This is a genomic window from Amycolatopsis camponoti (assembly GCF_902497555.1).
Classification (GTDB): domain Bacteria; phylum Actinomycetota; class Actinomycetes; order Mycobacteriales; family Pseudonocardiaceae; genus Amycolatopsis; species Amycolatopsis camponoti.
In genome coordinates this window covers 4,205,021-4,222,456 of record NZ_CABVGP010000001.1, presented here as the reverse complement: position 1 = coordinate 4,222,456, position 17,436 = coordinate 4,205,021, and the positions used below count along the sequence as shown (strand labels likewise).

Here is a 17,436-nt window from a genome sequence, read left to right as displayed (position 1 = left end):
CCGAAAAGAGAAGTTGTCAAGAACTCTCGTCTTGTCGGTGGCTGGCGTTGACCATGGCGACGACCCGCGGCAGCACCTGCGCCGCGGCTTCCAGCGGCACGACGTGCCCGACGCCGGGCAGCACCACCGCCGTCCCCTCGCCGAGGCCGCCGGCCCACTGCTCGACGTCGGACGCGCGGACGATCCGGTCCCGCTCCCCCACGATCGCCGTCACCGGCAGGCCGCCGACCTGCGCCAACGCCGAGTCGCGCGCGTAGGCGTCCAGCGCCGGGCGGAACAGCGACACCGTGTGCGGCCAGTTGCCGCGGATCATCTTCACGGTCAGCTCGACCAGCTCCGGGTCCGGGTCGTCGCCGAACAGCCACCACCGCAGGCCCGCGCTCACCGCCCGGCTGGTGCGCTCGCGGACCACGCCGAAGAGCTTCGAGCCGAGCACCGCTTCGAGGTCACGGGCCAGCTTCCCCAGCGCGTTCGGCCACGTCGCCGAGACCTCGGTGGCGAGCGTCCCCGACGACGTCGCGAGCAGCACCAGCCCGCACACCCGTTCCGCGAACAACTCCGGGTGGCGCTGCGACAACGACATGATCGCCAGGCCGCCCATGTCGTGCCCCACGAGCACCACGCGTCCTTCGGGGACTTCGCGCTCGAGCAGCTCGGCGAGGTCGTCGCCGAGCTGCGCCATCGTCGCGGTGCCGCGCCGCGCCCGCCCCGACCCGCCGTGGCCGCGCTGGTCGTAGGTCAGCACGGCCACCGGCCCGTCGGCCGCGTCCGGCACCAGCGGCGCGATCCGGCCCCAGCTGCGCTGGTCGAGCGCGTAGCCGTGGACGAACACCACGGTCACCGGCGCGGCCGGGTCGCCCCTGCGCACCACCTGCAGGGACGTGCCGTCGGCGAGCGCGAACGCGGTCATCAGCTGGTGCGCAGGAACCGGTCCAGCACGCGGGTGCCGAACTTCAGCGCCTCGACCGGGACACGCTCGTCGACGCCGTGGAAGAGCGCCGAGAAGTCGAGGTCGGCCGGCAGCTTGAGCGGCGCGAAGCCGAAGTTGCGGATCCCGAGGTCCTGGAACGACTTCGCGTCGGTGCCGCCGGACAGCATGTACGGCAGGGTCCTCGCGCCCGGGTCCTCGGCCAGCACCGCGGCGGTCATGGCGTCGACGAGGGCGCCGTCGAACGTCGTCTCGACCGGCGGGAGCTCCATCCACTCCTTCTCGATGTCCGGCCCGAGCAGCTCGTCGAGCTCGCGGTTGAACGCCTCGAGGCGGCCGGGCAGGATCCGGCAGTCCACCGTCGCCTCGGCGACCGACGGGATGACGTTCGACTTGTACCCGGCGGTGAGCATCGTCGGGTTGGCGGTGTCGCGCAGCGTCGCGCCGATCATCCGGGAGATGTTGCCCAGTTTCGCGACCGAGCCTTCGAGGTCGTCTTCGGGGAAGTCCCAGCCGGTGATCTCGGTGACGCCGGCGAGGAACTCCTTCACCGAGTCGGTCAGCACGAGCGGGAAGCGGTGGTTGCCGAGCTTCGCGACGGCGTCGGCCAGCTTCGTCACGGCGTTGTCGCGGTGGATCATCGAGCCGTGCCCGGCGGTGCCGCGCACGCGCAGCTTCATCCAGCGGATGCCCTTCTCCGCCGTCTCGATCAGGTAGGCGCGGACGTCGTCCTTGAGCGTGATCGAGAAGCCGCCGACCTCGCTGATCGCCTCGGTGACGCCTTCGAACAGCTCGGGGCGGTTCTCGACGAGCCACTGGGCACCGTACTTGCCGCCCGCTTCTTCGTCGGCGAGGAAGGCGAAGACGAGGTCGCGCGGGGGCACGACGTTGTTCATCTTGTAGTGGCGGGCCAGCGCGAGCGCCATCCCGCACATGTCCTTCATGTCGACCGCGCCGCGGCCCCAGACGTAGTCGTCCTGGACCGCACCGGAGAAGGGGTGGACCGACCACTCGGAGGCGTCGGCGGGGACGGCGTCGAGGTGGCCGTGGATGAGCAGCCCACCGCGCGTACGGTCGGCGCCTTCCAGCCGGACGATCACGTTGTGCCGGTTCTTCCCACCCGACTCGACGTAGGTGATCTCGTAGCCGGCGTCGGTCAGCTTCTCCGCGACATACTCGGCCGCGGCCCGCTCGCCGACCAGCGTGTCGGGATCGCCGGTGTTGGTCGTGTCGATGCGGATGAGCTCGCTGGTCAGCGTGACGGCCTCGGCCGCGGCGGCTTCGATCAGGTTCGGTTCGGTCACCGGCCATTCCTATCACCCGGATGGCCGGGCGTGCTGGCTGCGCGCCTGGTGGGACCTTCGCGGGCCCCTCAGCGGACGCTCCGCGGCGCACCTCGGCCTGGAACGGGCGCACGGCGGGCGAACGCCGGTGCCCGTTCCGGCCGGAAGCCCATGCCGACGAGGTACACGGGGAGGACGTGCAAGGCGGGGAACCGCAGGAACGCGGTGATCAGCGGCCCCGGCGGGCCGGCCTGCGTGCCCGACCGGATGGGGCCCGCGAGGTCGGTGTGCATGATCCGCTGCAGAGCCTGGACCAGAAACGTCGGCAGCGCGCGACGTCTTCGCACCCGCGCGAGGTCTTTCGTGGTCACGGTGCCGCCGCGGAGGGGCCCGGCCAGCAGGGCGGCGGTGGCCACCGCGTCCTGGACCGCCAGGTTGATCCCCATCCCGCCCACCGGCGACATCGCGTGCGCGGCGTCGCCGATGCACAACAGCCCGTCGACGTGCCACCGGCGCAGCCGGTTGAGCTTCACTTCGAGGTGCTTCACGTCGTCCATCGAGTTCAGCTCACCGACACGGTCCGCACACTCCGGGAGCAGTCCGGCCACCTCGCGCCTGAACACCTCGATGCCGCGTGCCCTCAGCTGCCCGTCCGTGCCCTTCGCCGCGACGTAGCCGATTTGGAAGTAGTCCTCCCGCGGGATGACCACGGCGAAGCACCCCCGTCCGGCCCGCCGCGTCAGCACCCCGTCCTGTTCCTCTTTCCGGCGGGAGAGCCGGAACCACCAGGTGTCGAACGGGATGTCGAACTCGGTCACCGGTAGGCCGGACGCCGCGCGCAGCCGGGAGCGCCGTCCGTCGCAGGCGACCGTGAGGTCGGCCCGGATCTCGCCCACGGCGCCGGCCGCGGTGCGGTAAGCGACTCCGGCCACCCGGCCGCGCTCCCGGATCGCCGAGGTGGCCTCGGTGCCCATCCGCAAGTGGAACGTGGGCTCGGCACGCCCGGCCTCGGCGAGCAGATCGAGCAGGTCCCACTGGGGAACGATCGCCACGTACGGGTGCCGGACACCGAGCCGGCCCAGCTGCCCGAAGTCGCCGATCCGCCGCAGCCCGCCGCCCGCGTCCGGCAGGAGCACCTCGGTGACCCTGGACTGCGGCAGTTCCGCGAAGCGCTCCCCCAAGCCCAGATCGTCGAGCACGGCGAGGGTGGCGGGATGGACGGTGTCCCCGCGGAAGTCGTGCCGGAAGTCGCCGTGCTTCTCCAGCACGGTGACGTCCACTCCGCCCCGCGCCAGCAGCAGGCCGAGCATCATCCCCGCCGGGCCCCCGCCCACGACGCAACACGTCGTCCGTTCCATTCGTGCCCCCTCCGGTGATCTCCTCCACCACGGAACCGATCAACGGAGAACATCATTCCGGCGACGTGACCCGGCCGGGGCTCAACCGCCGAGTTGCGGCGCCGGTCGCGGAATCCTGGGCGACATCGGGCAACCGCGTTGCCTCGTCGGGCACGGCCGGTCGGGCTCGGATCTGTGGCGCAGCGCTGCCGCACCCCGACAACCAGCGCGGTCCCCTCGTCGTGGACTTACGGTCGTGGCCGACTGACTCATCAGTCAAATCGTGTCGCAACTCCGCTCAACCACAACATTTCGTGATCGGACTGAGCGGAGTATTGCGATTATCGCAACGCGGGGTTACCGTCTCCTGGCATGGACGAAACCGCGGAGCTGCGGGACCGGGTCCGCGGTCTGGTCAAGGCCATGCCGGGAGCCCAGCGGGAGTTCGCCGCCGCGATCGGGCTCGACGAAACGAAACTGTCCAAGGCGCTGAACGGCACTCGCCGGTTCTCGCCGCACGAACTGGTCCGCGTCGCCGAGCACTGCGGCGTCACGGTCAACTGGCTGCTCAACGGCAGCGACGACGCGGTCACCGTCACGGCGGTGCCCGCGCCGGCCACCCGCCTCGCGAGCGACGACCCCGACCACCTCGCCCAGTCCGAGCCGCGCCGCCGCATCCTCGAGACGGCCTGGACGCTGATCGCCGAACGCGGCTACCACAAGGTGCGCATCGCCGACATCGCCGAGGCGTGCGGCACCAGCACCGCGGCCATCCACTACCACTTCCCGAGCAAGACCGAGGTCCTCAACGAAGCGCTGCGGCGCAACGTGAAGCTCGCGTTCGACCGCCAGGTCGCCGAGCTGCACTCCATCGAGGACGCGCACGAGCGGCTGCACCGCCTGGTCGAGCTGCAGCTGCCGACCGACGGCGTCCTGCGCGCCGAGTGGTCGGTTTGGCTGCAGGTGTGGAACGAGGTCTCGCTCGACCCGTCGTTCCGGTCGCTGTACCACGACTCGATCGGCCGCTGGGAGCGCACGATCGCCATGACCATCCGCTCCGGCTGCGAACAGGGCGTCTTCTCGGTGACCGACCCGGTCGCCGCGACCACCCGCCTGACGGCACTGATCGACGGCCTCGGCATCCAGGTGCTGACCGGCCGCCCGGGCAGCACGGCCGAGAGCATGCGAGAACACCTGCACGACTTCATCGAGAGGTCCATCGTGAAAGGGGACTGATGAACCACGAGGTCATCGTCACCTGCGCCCTCACCGGCGCCGGCGACACCGTCGGCCGGAGCCCGCACGTGCCGGTCACGCCCGCGCAGATCGCCGCGAGCGCCGTCGAGGCCGCGAACGCCGGGGCCGCCGTCGTGCACATCCACGTCCGGGATCCCGAGACCGGGTCGCCGTCGCGGGACGTCGCGCTCTACCGCGAGGTCGTGCGGCTGGTGAAAGAGTCCGATGTGGACGTCGTCGTCAACCTGACCGCCGGCATGGGTGGCGACCTCGTCATCGACCAGGAAGACCCGCTCAAGCCCGTCGACGGAACCGATCTCGTGAACGCCATGGACCGGCTCCCCCACGTCGAAGAGCTGCTTCCGGACATCTGCACCCTCGACTGCGGTTCCCTCAACTTCGGCGAGGGCAGCCAGCTCTACGTGTCCACTCCGGACATGCTGCGCGCCGGTGCGAAGCGGATCCAGGAGCTGGGCGTCAAGCCGGAGCTGGAGATCTTCGACACCGGGCACCTGTGGTTCGCGTCCAAGATGGTCGAAGAGGGCCTGATCGACGCTCCCCCGCTCTTCCAGCTCTGCATGGGCATCCCCTACGGCGCGCCGGTCGACCCCGGGCTGTTGCAGGCGATGGTCAAGCTGCTGCCGGACAACGCGCAGTGGGCGTCGTTCGCCATCGGCCGGGACCAGATGCCGTGGGTCGCGCAGTCCGTGCTGCTCGGCGGGCACGTCCGGGTCGGCCTCGAAGACAACCTGTACCTCGCCAAGGGCGTCAAGGCGACCAACGGGCAGCTCGTCGAGCGCGCCGTCGGGATCGTGCAGGACCTCGGTGCCACCGTGGTAAGCGCTTCCCGCGCCCGCCAGATCCTCGGCCTGAAGGAGCGCGTGCATGCCTGAGACGGTCGCGTGCGTCGGCGCCGGCGTGATCGGCGGCGGCTGGGTCGCGCACTTCCTCGCCCAGGGCTTCCGCGTCCACGCCTGGGACCCGGCGCCGGACGCCGAAGCGAAGCTGAAACGGCTCGTCGACGCCGCCTGGCCCGCGCTCACCTCACTGGGCCTGAATAACGGCGCGAGCCGCGACAACCTCGTCGTCGCGCCGACCCTCGCCGAGGCCGTCGCCGACGCCGTCTTCGTCCAGGAAAGCGCCCCCGAGGACCTGCCGCTCAAGCAGAAGCTCCTCTCCGAGATCGACGCCGCGACCCCGCCCGGGATCGTCATCGCCTCGTCGACGTCGGGTTACGGCATGACCGAGATGCAGGCGGACGCCGCGACGCCCGAACGGCTCGTCGTCGGGCACCCGTTCAACCCGCCCTACCTGATCCCCCTGGTCGAGGTCGTCGGCGGCGCACGCACCGAGGCCTGGGCCGTCGAGCACGCCGCGGACTTCTACCGGCGCGTCGGCAAAACCGTGATCACCATGGACCGCGAGGTCCCCGGCTTCATCGCCAACCGGCTCCAGGAAGCGCTCTGGCGCGAGGCCCTGCACATGGTCGCGAACGGCGAGGCCACGGTCGAGCAGATCGACACCGCCATCACCGACGGCCCCGGCCTGCGCTGGCCGGTCCAGGGCCCGATGCTCACCTTCCACCTCGCGGGCGGCGAGGGCGGCATGGCGCACATGCTCGACCACTTCGGGCCGTCGCTGAAGTCGCCGTGGACCCGGCTCGAGGCCCCCGAGCTGACCACCGAGCTCCGCGACGCCGTGGTCGAGGGCTGCGAAGACGAGGCCGGGGAACGCACGATCGCGGACCTCATCGCCGAACGCGACCGGGCGATCATCGCCATCCAGCGCGCGGTCGAGGAGGCGCGCGATGGCTGAGCTGTCCTACTGCGACCGCGTCCGGCCGGAGTGGATCGACTACAACGGCCACCTGTCCGAGCCGTACTACGTCCTGGTCTTCGGCGACGCGACGACGCACCTGATGCACACCGTCGGCCTCGGCCCGGAGCGCAGCGGCTCCTCGCTGTACACAGTGGAGGCACACGTCCGCTACCTGCGGGAAGTCGGCCCGGACACCGAGCTGGACGTCACGACGAGAGTGCTCGACGTCGGCGGGAAGAAAGTCCGGCTCTGCCACGAGATGCGCGTCGGCGGGGACCTCGTCGCCACCGAGGAGATCCTGGCGATCCACGTCACCGAGAGCAGAGCTTCGCCGCTCCCCGCCGTCATCGCGGAGCGGCTGCGCGGCTACCTCAACCCGGTCCCGGACTACGCGGGGCGCGCCATCGCCTGACCCGAACGCCCGCTCCCACCGGAAGTCCCCACCATGGAAGAGCGATGCAGTCCCCTCACCCGGCGCAGGTTCCTGGCCGCCACCGGTGTCGCCGTGCTGGCGGCCGGCTGCGGCGCGACGTACGCCGCCCCGGTGCCGACCGGGCCGCCCCGCTCCGGCGGCCGGCTGCGGGTCGGCGTCACCGGCGGCGGCGCGTCCGACACGCTCGACCCGCACGTCCCGGCGACCAACCCGGACATCGCGCGGGTCATCAACCTCTACGAGCCGCTGCTCCACCGCGACCACGACTACCGGCTGGAGTTCCTGGTCGCGCGGTCCCTGACGGCGTCGCCGGACGCCCGGACGTGGACCGCCGTCCTGCGCGACGGCGTCAAGTTCCACGACGGCCGCCCGGTGACGCCGGCCGACGTCGTCGCCACCTTCAAGCGGATCATGGACCCGAAGGACCCCAAGAGCGGCGCGGCCGGGCTGACCATGCTAGCCGAGGTGGCCCCGAGCGGCGACCGGGCCGTCGAGTTCCGGCTGAGCACGCCGAACGCCGGTTTCGACGACCTGCTCGGCCAGTACTCGCTCGGCATCGTCCCGGCGGACTTCGACCTGAAGCACCCGATCGGCACCGGCCCGTTCAAGGCCGGGTCGTTCGCCGTCGGGCAGCAGAGCACGTTCACCCGCAACGAGCACTACTGGCGCCCCGGGCAGCCCTACCTCGACGAACTGGTGCTGATCAACTTCGCCGACGACGACGCCCGGATCAACGCCCTGCTGTCGTCCCAGGTGGACGCCATCGACCAGGTGCCGGTGGCCCTCGTCGACGTCCTGAACAGCGACCCGCGGATCCAGGTGCTCACCGCCGAGACCGGCACGTGGCTGCCGTTCACCATGCGGGTCGACCGGCCGCCGTTCGACGACGTCCGCGTGCGCCAGGCCATGCGGCTGGTCGTCGACCGGGAGCAGATGATAAACCAGGTCCTCAGTGGACAGGGCAGGCTCGGCAACGACCTCTACGCGCCGTTCGACCCCGCCTACGCCAAGGAGCTCCCCCAGCGCAAGCAGGACATCACCCGGGCGAAGCAGCTCCTCGCCGAGGCCGGGCACTCCACTTTGGCCGTCGAGCTGGTCACCGCGCCGATCCAGGCGGGCGCGGTCGAAGCGGCGCAGGTGTTCCAGCAGCAGGCCAAGGCGGCGGGCATCACCGTCAAGATCCGCAAGCTGGACACCACGACGTTCTACGGCGAGAACTACCTGTCCTGGGACTTCGCCCAGGACTTCTGGTACACCCGCAACTACCTGCCGCAGGTCGCGAACGGCTCGTTGCCGAAGTCGCCGTACAACGAGACGCACTGGCAGGACCCGGAGTTCGTCGACCTCGTCTCCCGCGCCGGGTCCACAGTGGACCCGAAGGCCCGGGCGGACCTGCTGCGACGGGCTCAGAAGATCGAGTACGAACGCGGCGGGCTGATCATCTGGGGCTTCGTCAACCAGGTCGACGCCCACCAGAAGTACGTCGCCGGGCTCGTCCCGGACCGCACCGGGGTTTCGCTGAGCGGCTACCAGTTCCGCACCGCCTGGCTCGGCACGAGCGGGGAGGCGTGACATGACCCGACTGATCCTGCGCCGGCTGCTCGTCAGCGTCCTCGTGCTCTGGGTGGTGTCGCTGCTGGTCTTCGTCGCGACACTGCTGCTGCCCGGCGATCCCGCCCGGGCCATCCTCGGCCAGCAGGCCACCCCCGAGCGCGTCGCGGCGCTGCAGCACCAGCTGCACCTGGACCTGCCGGTGTGGCAGCGCTACCTCGAGTGGCTCGGCGGGCTGTTCACCGGCGACCTCGGGACGTCGACGTCCACCCAGGGCCCGGTGACGGCCCTGATCGGCGACCGGATCTCGGCGTCACTGGTGCTGCTGGTGGTCGCCGCGGTGCTCGCCACCCCGCTCGGGCTGGGCCTCGGCACGTGGAGCTCGATCCGCCGCGACCGGGCCACCGACCAGGCGATCTCCGGGGTGAGCCTGGTCATCGCCGCGCTGCCGGAGTTCGTCATCGGCGTCGCGCTGGTCGTGCTGCTCTCCACGACGGTGTTCAAGATCTTCCCGTCGGTGACGATCACCCCGCCCGGCGAGGCGGTGTGGCGCCAGCCGGCCCAGCTCGTGCTGCCGGTGCTCACGCTCGTGCTGGTCGTGACGCCCTACATCACGCGGATGATGCGGGCGACCATGAACGAGGTCCTCGACAGCGGGTACGTCGAGATGGCCCGGCTCAAGGGCGTGCGCGAGCGGACGGTCCTGGTCCGGCACGCGTTGCCGCACGCCATCGGCCCGGTCGCGCAGGTCGTCGCGCTGCAGCTGGCGTGGCTGGCCGGCGGGGTCGTTGTCGTCGAGTTCCTGTTCCGCTACCCCGGGATCGGGCAGGCGCTGATCGACGCGGTCGGCAAGCGGGACGTCGCCGTCGTCCAGGCGATCACGCTGCTCATCGCGGGCGTCTACATCGTCGTGAACCTCCTCGCGGATGTCGTCGGCATCCTCGCCGACCCGAAACTGCGCACGGAGGCAGGCCGATGACCGCCGTCGAACTCCCCCGCACCGCCACCCCCGACGCCCCGCCGGCGCGCCCGGGCGGCCTCTTCCGCACCGCCTGGACGTTCCCGCAGGCCAAGATCGGGGCGGCGCTGACCCTCGTCGTGGTGCTGATCGCGCTGCTCGGGCCGTGGCTCGGCCCGGTGCTGACCGGGCACACCACGACCGACTTCGCCGGGAAGCCGTTCAAGCACGACGGCGTCTTCGGCACCGACGGCCTCGGCCGCGACGTGCTGACGCGGTTCCTCGCGGGCGGGACGACGTTGCTGCTCTACGCGGTGCTCGCGACCGTGCTCGGGATCGTGCTGGGCGCGCTGCTCGGCATGGTCGCCGGGTACGGCGGCGGCCGGCTCGACAGCCTGCTGATGCGCGGCAACGACGTCCTGCTGTCGTTCCCGCAGCTGGTGATCGCCCTGCTGGCGATCGCGGTGATCGGGCCGGAGGGCTGGCTGCTCGTGCTGGTCATCGGGCTGACGCACGCGCCGCGGACAGCGCGAGTGGCCCGGCAGGCGACCGTCGCCGTGCGCGGCCAGGACTACATCCGGGCCGCCGAGATGTACGCCGTGCCGCGGTCGCGGATCCTGCTGCGCGAGATCCTGCCGAACATCACCGGCCCGCTCATGGTCGAGATCGGGCTGCGGCTGACCTACTCGATCGGGTACATCGCCTCGCTGTCGTTCCTCGGCCTGGGCATCCAGCCGCCGTCGGCCGACTGGGGCCTGATGATCAACGAGAACCGGATCGCGCTGGTCGTCCAGCCCTGGGGCGTGCTGTTGCCGGTGCTGGCGATCGCCGCGCTGACCGTGGGAACCAACCTGGTGGCCGACGCGCTGGCCTCGGCCGCCGCCGGCCGGAAGCGGGAGGCCCGCCGATGAACGCCGCTCTCGAGGTCACCGGGCTCAAGGTGTCCACCGTCGCCGGGGCGTCCGTCTTGGACGACGTCTCTTTCGCCGTCGCGCCGGGCGAAGTCCTGGCACTGGTCGGCGAGTCCGGCTCCGGCAAGACCACCGCCGGCTTGGCCGCGCTCGGTCACTTCCGGCGCGGGCTCGCGGTGTCCGGCGGGCGGATCACCGTGGGTGACGCCGACGTCCTCGCGCTGGACGCCGGGGGCCGGCGACGGCTGCGCGGGAGCACGGTCGCCTACATCCCGCAGGACCCGGCGCTGTCACTCAACCCGGCGCTGCGGATCGGGCTGCAGATCGCGGAGGTCCTCCAGACGCACGGCTACCCGGGCTCGGTCGACGAGCGCGTCGGAGAGGTGCTCGCGGAGGTCGGGCTGCCGTCGGACCCGGCGTACCGGCGCCGCTACCCGCACCAGCTTTCCGGCGGGCAGCAGCAGCGTGTCGGCATCGCGATGGCGTTCGCGTGCCGGCCGGCCGTCGTGGTCCTGGACGAGCCGACGACCGGGCTGGACGTCGTCACGCAGTCCCTCGTCCTGAAGACGGTCCGGTCGCTGACCGCGGAGCACGGCGTCGCCGCCCTGTACATCACCCACGACCTCGCGGTGGTCTCCGAGATCGCCGACCGGGTCGCGGTGATGTACCACGGCTCGATCGTCGAGTGCGGTCCGGCGGCGTCCGTGCTGCGAACGCCGTCGCACGCCTACACGCGGCGCTTGCTGGACGCCGTACCCGATCCGGACGCCACCTCCACCCCGCCGCCTCCCGACGATCCGCTCCTCGCGGCACGCGGCGTGTCCGTCTCCTATGGGCACAACGTGGTGCTGCGCGAGGTGGACGTCTCGGTCGCGCGCGGCGAGTGCCTGATGCTGCTCGGCGAATCCGGTTCCGGGAAGACGACGCTGTCGCAGTGCATCGCGGGGCTGACTTCCGCGTACGACGGGACGGTTTCACTGGCGGGCACCGGGCTGGCGGCCGCCACGCGGCACCGGACCGACGAGCAGCGGCGCCGGATCCAGTACGTGTTCCAGAGCCCGTTCTCCTCGCTCAACCCGCGCAAGACGGTCGCCCAGTCGATCGAGGTGCCGTTGGCGCGGCTGACGTCGCTGTCGCGTGCCGAGCGCCGCGCGCGGGTCGGCGAGGTGCTCGACCGGGTCCGGCTCGGCCGGGCGCTGGCCGACCGGCTGCCGGACCAGCTCAGCGGCGGCGAGCGGCAACGGGCCGCCATCGCCCGCGCGCTGGTGACCACCCCGGACGTGCTGGTGTGCGACGAGGTGACGTCCGCGCTGGACGTCTCGGTGCAGGCGACGATCATCGAGCTGCTGGGCGAGTTGCGCCGCGAGCTGGGAATGGCGATGGTGTTCGTGACGCACAACATCGCGCTGGCCGGCGAGGTCGCCGACCGGATCGCCGTGCTCCAGGGCGGCTCGATCGTCGAGGAAGGGCCGGTGCGGACGGTGCTGAGCGCGCCGTCGCACGCGTACACGCGGGAGTTGCTCGCCGCGACGCCGCGCCTGTGAAGGGCGCGGTGGCGCCGGGGTTCGAGCCGGTGCGCGACGCGTTCGCGTCGGTACTGGCCCGGACCGGCGGCGGGGCGGCGTTCAGCGTCGTGCGCCGGGGCGAGGTGCTGGCCGAGCTGTGGGGCGGGCCGGGCTGGACGCGGGACACCCTCGTGGTGCTGTTCTCCGGGACCAAGGGCGTGGTGGCCACGGTGATGGCGCTGCTCCGGATCGACCCCGCGGCCCCGGTGTCGAGGTACTGGCCGGAGTTCCCGTCGGGGGACGTGGCGCACGTGCTGTCCCACACGATCGGGCTGCCGTACGTCGAAGCGGAAGTGTCCTTGCTGGACAACCGCGCGAACGCTCTCGCCCTGGCTTCGCAACGTCCCTTGTGGACGCCCGGGTCGCGGGTCGCCTACCACACGGCGACCTACGGCTACCTGTGCACGGAGCTGATCCGCCGGGTCACCGGCACGTCCGCGGGAGCTGTCGTGCGCTCCCTTCTTGGCGGCTTCGGCATCCACCTGGGCACGCCGCCCTCGGAGGACCACCGGGTCGCGCGGCTGACGCGGTCGCCGGACTACCGGATCAGCACGTTCCTGCACGATCCCGCCCGGCGCCGGATCGTGGACAAGATGTACCGCGGGCTGCTGGAACCGGACACGATCAACTCGGCGGCGTACCGCCGGGCGGAGCTGGCCGCGGGCGGCGCGACCGGCTCGGCGGCGGCGATGGCCCGGCTCTACGACCGGATCTGCGCGGGCCTGGTCCCGCCTTCGGTGCTCGCCGAGGCGACCTCGACGTGGTCCTCGGGGACGGACGCGATCAACGACCGCCCGATCCGCTTCGGCTTGGGTTACGAGCTGGCCGACTCGCTGGGTACGTACGGGCCGGCGAAGACGGCGTTCGGCCACTCGGGCGCCGGCGGCGGGCGGCACGGGGCGTGGCCGGAGGAGGAGCTGGGGTTTTCGTTCACGACGAGCGAGCTGCAGCCGGAGGACACGGACCGGCGGGGCTCGCTGCTGCTGGAAGCCCTGGCCGGCTGCCTCTGACTCGGAACCCGCGGTCAGGCGATCGTCTCCCCCGCCACCGGTGGGCACGTCAGCAGCCGGTGCGGGGACGGCTCCCCCGTCCCCGGCTCGACCAGCGACGCCAGCAGCCGCACCGCCGCCCGGCCCAGTGCCCGCCGCGGCACCTCGAACCCGCTGATCACCGGGCCCGCCGTCCCGGCGGGCGGCCGGCCCAGGACCGCCAGCGAAACGTCGCCCGGCACCGAGACGCCGGCCTCGCCGAGGGCGCGCCACGTCGCCTCGAACACCGCGCCCGTGTCGGTCTCCTCCACGACGAGCGCCGTCACGCCGTCGTCGAGCCACCGCGCGATCGCCGTCGCGTCGAGATCCGGGCCGGACGTGCGGGTCACCGCGACCGCCATCCCCGCGTCGGCCGCCGCCGCGCGCACCCCGCGTTCGCGATCGTCCGACGACGGCGCGTCGTCCGGCTCGCGCAGGTAACGCACGCGCGTGTGGCCCGCCCGCGCCAGCCTCGTGATCACCTCGGCCGAGGCGGACACGTAGTCCGCGCCCACGTGCGGGATGCGGCCGCCCAGCTCGGTGCGACGTCCGATGTGGACGATCGGGAACCCCGCCGCCAGCAGGTCGGCGATCGCGTCGACCGGGACGTGCCGGCCGAGGAACAGGCAGCCGTCGGCCAGCCGGGTCCGGCGGATCCGGTCCGGTGCCGCACTCGACGCGGTGAACATGATCAGGTCCTTGCCGAGCGCCGCCGCCTCCGCCTCGATGCCCGCCAGGATCGGGAAGTACGCGTCGGCGATGTCGGGGAAAGCCGGCGTGAACGTGTACACGCCCAGCAGGTTGTTGCCCGCGGACGCCAGCCGCGACGACACCGGATCGGGCAGGTACCCCAGCCGTTCGGCGGCCTCCAGCACCCGTAGCCGCGTCCGTTCCGAGAGCCGGACCCCGGTGCGGTTGCCGCCCAGCACCACCGACACCGTCGCCTGCGAAACCCCGGCCACGCGGGCGATGTCGGCCTGCCGGACCTTGCCCATCGCCACCTCGCCCGGAGTCAGCCGATCCGATTCAGGGTGCGGGCGCCCGAAGGGGCCGTCAACCGTTTTGCCCGAAACTCCAGCAAACCTGTCCCGACCGTACTAATACGTATTACTCCATTGACCCCGCCTTCGGACGCGTGCCACCGTCGCCGGACACGAGACCTCGAAGGAGCGGTCATGACCCTCACCCGACGCGGCCTGCTGGCCGGCGCCGCCGCGCTCGGCGCGGGCGCGATGATCCCGGCCGTGGCCACCGCCGCGCCCGCCGGTTTCCCGGATTACCGCTACCAGCGGCTCGCGCTCGTCAAGAGCAAGCTGCGCTACAACCCGACCGGCGAGCTGATCTTCCCCTGCGTCCGCGGCACCAAGGGGCGCATCCCGGATGCCCTCGGCGCGTACTACCTCTACTACGCGCCGCACGACGCGCCGGGCGGGATCTGCCTGGCCTACGCGAACTCCCTCGACGAGGAGTTCACCGAATACGCGGGCAACCCGATCATCAAGAACTCCTGGCCCGGCGAGTACTCCGTCAGCCACGTCTCGTCGCCGCACGCCCTCTGGAACGACGACGTCGGCCGGATCTTCCTGTACTTCCACGGCGAGAACACCGTCACGCGCCTGGCCAGCTCCGCCGACGGCATCCACTTCACCTACGAGAAGGAGGTCCTGTCCACGCGCCTCCAGCCCGCCGGTACCACCGAGACGTCCTACGCCCGGGTCTTCCGCCAGGACCTGCCGTCGAAGAACGCCCGGTACGTCATGGTGTTCATGCTCAACAACACCACGAACCACCGCGACATCGGCTGGGGCTGGTCGCCCGACGCGCTGAACTGGACGTTCTCGCAGACGCCGCTCGTGCGCTACACCGACGTCGGCGCGAACGACATCGGCGGCCCGCACCTGCTCTACCGCAACAACAGCACCTACGTCGTCTACAACACCGACATCGGCCACGGCGGGAAGCTGATGATCACCGAGGTCGGCAACGACTTCTCGAAGCGGAACCACCTCGGGACGTTCCACACCCCGCTCTCCGGCGCCCCGGACAACGGCCGGTCCGCGGCCCCGAGCTTCGGCACCTACCAGGGCCGCGAGTACATGATCTACGAGGCCGGTGAGCGGCTGGCCGGGAACATCGCCATCGCCCGCGCGGTCTGACTGTGCCGTCAGTTCCCGATCCGACGGCAGCCACAGCGGAAACAGTTGCCTCGTGCGGATCGGCGGCGGACCGTGTCCGCCTGCTTTCGGTCGGATCGGGAACCGGGGTGGCAGGATGCGGCCATGCGCTCCCTGCCCCTCGACGGCGTCACGGTCGTGTCCTGCGAACAGGCGGTCGCCGCGCCGCTGGCCACCCGGCACCTGGCCGATCTCGGAGCCCGGGTGCTCAAGATCGAACGGCCCGGCAGCGGCGACTTCGCCCGGGCGTACGACGAGACCGTGCACGGCCAGTCCAGCCACTTCGTCTGGCTGAACCGGTCCAAGGAGAGCGTCACGCTCGACCTCAAGAGCGCGGCCGCGGGCCCGGTCATGACGGCGTTGCTGGACCGGGCGGACGTGTTCGTGCAGAACTTCGCGCCCGGCGTCGCGGAGCGGCTCGGTCTCGGCGCCGCCGCCCTGCGCGCCACGCGGCCGCGGCTGATCACGTGCTCGGTGTCGGGCTACGGCTCGAGCGGGCCCTACCGCGACGCGAAGGCGTACGACCTGCTGATCCAGTCCGAAGCCGGGCTGGTGTCGGTGACCGGCTCCGAGACCGAGCCGGCCAAGAGCGGTATCCCGGCCGCGGACATCGGGGCCGGGATGTACGCGTTCTCCGGCATCCTCTCCGCGCTCTACGACCGCGAACGCACCGGGCACGGCACCGAGCTGGAGGTCAGCCTGTTCGACTCGCTGGTCGAGTGGATGGGGTTCCCGCTGTACTACGCCGGCTACGGCGGCACACCCCCGCCGCGGACGGGCACGAGCCACCCGGCGATCGCGCCCTACGGCACGTTTTCCGCGGGTGACGGGACCGAGCTGGTGCTGGCGGTGCAGAACGAGCGCGAGTGGGCGGCGTTCTGCGAGCACGCCGTCGAACGCCCGGAGTGGGTCACCGACGAACGGTTCGCGACCGGCAGCGCCCGCGTCGCTCATCGCGCGGCCCTGGAGGGGGAGGTCGACGCGATCTTCGCGCGGTTGACCGGCACCGAGCTGGAGGCCCGGCTGCGTCAGGGCCGGATCGCGCACGCACGCCGCCGCGAGCTGCCCGACGTCCTGACGCACCCCCAGCTGACGGCGCGCGACCGCTTCGCGGACGTCCGGACGCCGGGCGGGCCGATCCGCGCCACGCTGCCGCCGATCACGGTCCCCGGCCGCGCGCCGCGGATGGACCCGGTGCCGGCGCTCGGCGAGCACACCGACGCGGTGCTGGCGGAGTTCGGCTTCGACCCGGCAGCGGTGCGAGGCGCCGGGTAGCGGCACACCGGCTCGCGTCAAGCGTGCAGCCGGAAGCAGCTCTCGTCGTCGCGGACTCGAGCCGGCGGTTTCACTCCCCCAGGATCCGCCGGGCACGGGCGAGCACGGGCCGGTCCACCATCCGGCCGTCCACAGTGGACGCCGACTCCCCCGCCGTGAGGACCCGGCGGGCCCACTCCCGCTCGGCCTCCGTCGGCGCGAAGCCGGCCCGGACCGGCGCGGTCTGGCGCGGGTGGACGCACAGCTTGCCGCCGAAGCCCATGCGGCGCGCGTAGCGGACGTCGGCCTCGAGGGCTTCGTCGTCGCGCAGGTCCGTGGTGACGCCGTCCACCGGCGGCGCCAGCCCGGCCGCCGCCGACGCGATCACCAGCCGCGAACGCGCGTAGGCGAACGGCTCCCGGTCCTCAGGCGCGACGCCGAGCTCCGCGGCCAGGTCGACGCTGCCGAACGCCAGCCGCGTCACCGACGGGACCGAGGCCAGTTCCCCGGCGCGTTCGACGCCTCGCGCCGTTTCGACGAGGGCGACGACCTCGCGGAACCCGGCGAGCACCCCGGGCGTCTCGGCCTTCGGGACGACCACCGGGATCCCGCGGGCGGTGACGAGGGCGGCGTCGGCGTCGAACCAGGGCGTGCCCGGCGCGTTGATCCGGACCATCGCTTCGTGGTCCCGGAGCCAAGTCCCGGCGTGGGCGCGCGCGGCGTCCTTGTCCGCCGGGGCGACGGCGTCCTCCAGATCGAGGATCACGACGTCCGCGCCACTCGCCGCGGCCTTGCCGAAGCGGTCGGGACGATCGCCGGGCACGAACAGGAACGTCGTCGCGGGCACAACCCCAGCGTAATGCTCTGCGGGTATCACAGCGAGCGGAAAGGGTCTTGGACGCGCCGTCGCGGAGCGCCGAGAGTCGGAAGGGAACCACCACGACCACGAAAGGTCCCACG

16 protein-coding genes are annotated in these 17,436 nt (G+C 71.9%); 11 read left to right on the top strand and 5 right to left on the bottom strand.

Annotated elements, in window-relative coordinates:
• Positions 1–16 precede the first annotated feature (16 nt).
• The 3 genes from AA23TX_RS19775 to AA23TX_RS19765 form a co-directional block, all read right to left on the bottom strand.
• On the bottom strand, positions 17–910 hold the full coding sequence (locus AA23TX_RS19775; RefSeq protein WP_155543972.1) for an alpha/beta fold hydrolase: 894 nt from the start codon (positions 908–910) through the stop codon (positions 17–19).
• Positions 910–2,232: a M20/M25/M40 family metallo-hydrolase gene (locus AA23TX_RS19770; RefSeq protein WP_155543971.1), complete on the bottom strand. Its 1,323-nt coding sequence runs from the start codon at positions 2,230–2,232 to the stop codon at positions 910–912. Before AA23TX_RS19770 ends, AA23TX_RS19775 begins: the two co-directional genes overlap by 1 nt.
• A 68-nt stretch (positions 2,233–2,300) precedes the next feature.
• Positions 2,301–3,569, bottom strand: coding sequence for an FAD-dependent oxidoreductase (locus AA23TX_RS19765; RefSeq protein ID WP_155543970.1), 1,269 nt, complete (start codon positions 3,567–3,569; stop codon positions 2,301–2,303).
• A gap of 351 nt (positions 3,570–3,920) precedes the next feature.
• Here AA23TX_RS19765 and AA23TX_RS19760 point away from each other — a divergent pair, with 351 nt between their 5' ends.
• The 9 genes from AA23TX_RS19760 to AA23TX_RS19720 are packed head-to-tail and all read left to right on the top strand — an operon-like array spanning position 3,921 to position 13,030.
• Complete coding sequence (locus AA23TX_RS19760) at positions 3,921–4,784, top strand: TetR/AcrR family transcriptional regulator (protein ID WP_155543969.1); 864 nt, start codon at positions 3,921–3,923, stop codon at positions 4,782–4,784.
• A complete protein-coding gene (locus AA23TX_RS19755) occupies positions 4,784–5,677 on the top strand; it encodes a beta-keto acid cleavage family enzyme (protein ID WP_155543968.1) in 894 nt (297 codons plus the stop codon). The genes AA23TX_RS19760 and AA23TX_RS19755 overlap by 1 nt, the downstream gene beginning before the upstream one ends.
• The gene (locus AA23TX_RS19750) at positions 5,670–6,599 is read left to right on the top strand and encodes a 3-hydroxyacyl-CoA dehydrogenase NAD-binding domain-containing protein (RefSeq protein WP_155543967.1); all 930 of its coding nucleotides are present in this window, start codon (positions 5,670–5,672) and stop codon (positions 6,597–6,599) included. Before AA23TX_RS19755 ends, AA23TX_RS19750 begins: the two co-directional genes overlap by 8 nt.
• A complete protein-coding gene (locus AA23TX_RS19745; RefSeq protein WP_155543966.1) occupies positions 6,592–7,014 on the top strand; it encodes a thioesterase family protein in 423 nt (140 codons plus the stop codon). The genes AA23TX_RS19750 and AA23TX_RS19745 overlap by 8 nt, the downstream gene beginning before the upstream one ends.
• A gap of 33 nt (positions 7,015–7,047) precedes the next feature.
• Positions 7,048–8,607, top strand: coding sequence for an ABC transporter substrate-binding protein (locus AA23TX_RS19740; RefSeq protein ID WP_155543965.1), 1,560 nt, complete (start codon positions 7,048–7,050; stop codon positions 8,605–8,607).
• A 1-nt stretch (position 8,608) separates the two neighbouring features.
• On the top strand, positions 8,609–9,565 hold the full coding sequence (locus AA23TX_RS19735) for an ABC transporter permease (RefSeq protein ID WP_155543964.1): 957 nt from the start codon (positions 8,609–8,611) through the stop codon (positions 9,563–9,565).
• Positions 9,562–10,455 (top strand): ABC transporter permease, encoded by an 894-nt coding sequence (locus AA23TX_RS19730; RefSeq protein ID WP_155543963.1) that lies wholly within the window; start codon positions 9,562–9,564, stop codon positions 10,453–10,455. The genes AA23TX_RS19735 and AA23TX_RS19730 overlap by 4 nt, the downstream gene beginning before the upstream one ends.
• Positions 10,452–11,999: an ABC transporter ATP-binding protein gene (locus AA23TX_RS19725; protein ID WP_155543962.1), complete on the top strand. Its 1,548-nt coding sequence runs from the start codon at positions 10,452–10,454 to the stop codon at positions 11,997–11,999. Before AA23TX_RS19730 ends, AA23TX_RS19725 begins: the two co-directional genes overlap by 4 nt.
• An 8-nt stretch (positions 12,000–12,007) precedes the next feature.
• On the top strand, positions 12,008–13,030 hold the full coding sequence (locus AA23TX_RS19720) for a serine hydrolase domain-containing protein (protein WP_230862579.1): 1,023 nt from the start codon (positions 12,008–12,010) through the stop codon (positions 13,028–13,030).
• A 14-nt stretch (positions 13,031–13,044) separates the two neighbouring features.
• On the opposite strand, the gene AA23TX_RS19715 is transcribed toward AA23TX_RS19720, so the two are convergent.
• On the bottom strand, positions 13,045–14,043 hold the full coding sequence (locus AA23TX_RS19715; protein ID WP_155543960.1) for a LacI family DNA-binding transcriptional regulator: 999 nt from the start codon (positions 14,041–14,043) through the stop codon (positions 13,045–13,047).
• Positions 14,044–14,223: 180 nt separating this feature from the next.
• Here AA23TX_RS19715 and AA23TX_RS19710 point away from each other — a divergent pair, with 180 nt between their 5' ends.
• Positions 14,224–15,204 (top strand): glycoside hydrolase family protein, encoded by a 981-nt coding sequence (locus AA23TX_RS19710; protein ID WP_155543959.1) that lies wholly within the window; start codon positions 14,224–14,226, stop codon positions 15,202–15,204.
• Between the two features lie 123 nt (positions 15,205–15,327).
• Positions 15,328–16,497 carry a CaiB/BaiF CoA transferase family protein gene (locus AA23TX_RS19705; protein WP_155543958.1) on the top strand — a complete coding sequence of 390 codons (1,170 nt, stop codon included), beginning with the start codon at positions 15,328–15,330 and terminating at the stop codon, positions 16,495–16,497.
• 70 nt (positions 16,498–16,567) lie between these two features.
• On the opposite strand, the gene AA23TX_RS19700 is transcribed toward AA23TX_RS19705, so the two are convergent.
• Positions 16,568–17,323 (bottom strand): HpcH/HpaI aldolase/citrate lyase family protein, encoded by a 756-nt coding sequence (locus tag AA23TX_RS19700; protein WP_155543957.1) that lies wholly within the window; start codon positions 17,321–17,323, stop codon positions 16,568–16,570.
• Positions 17,324–17,436: the final 113 nt, after the last annotated feature.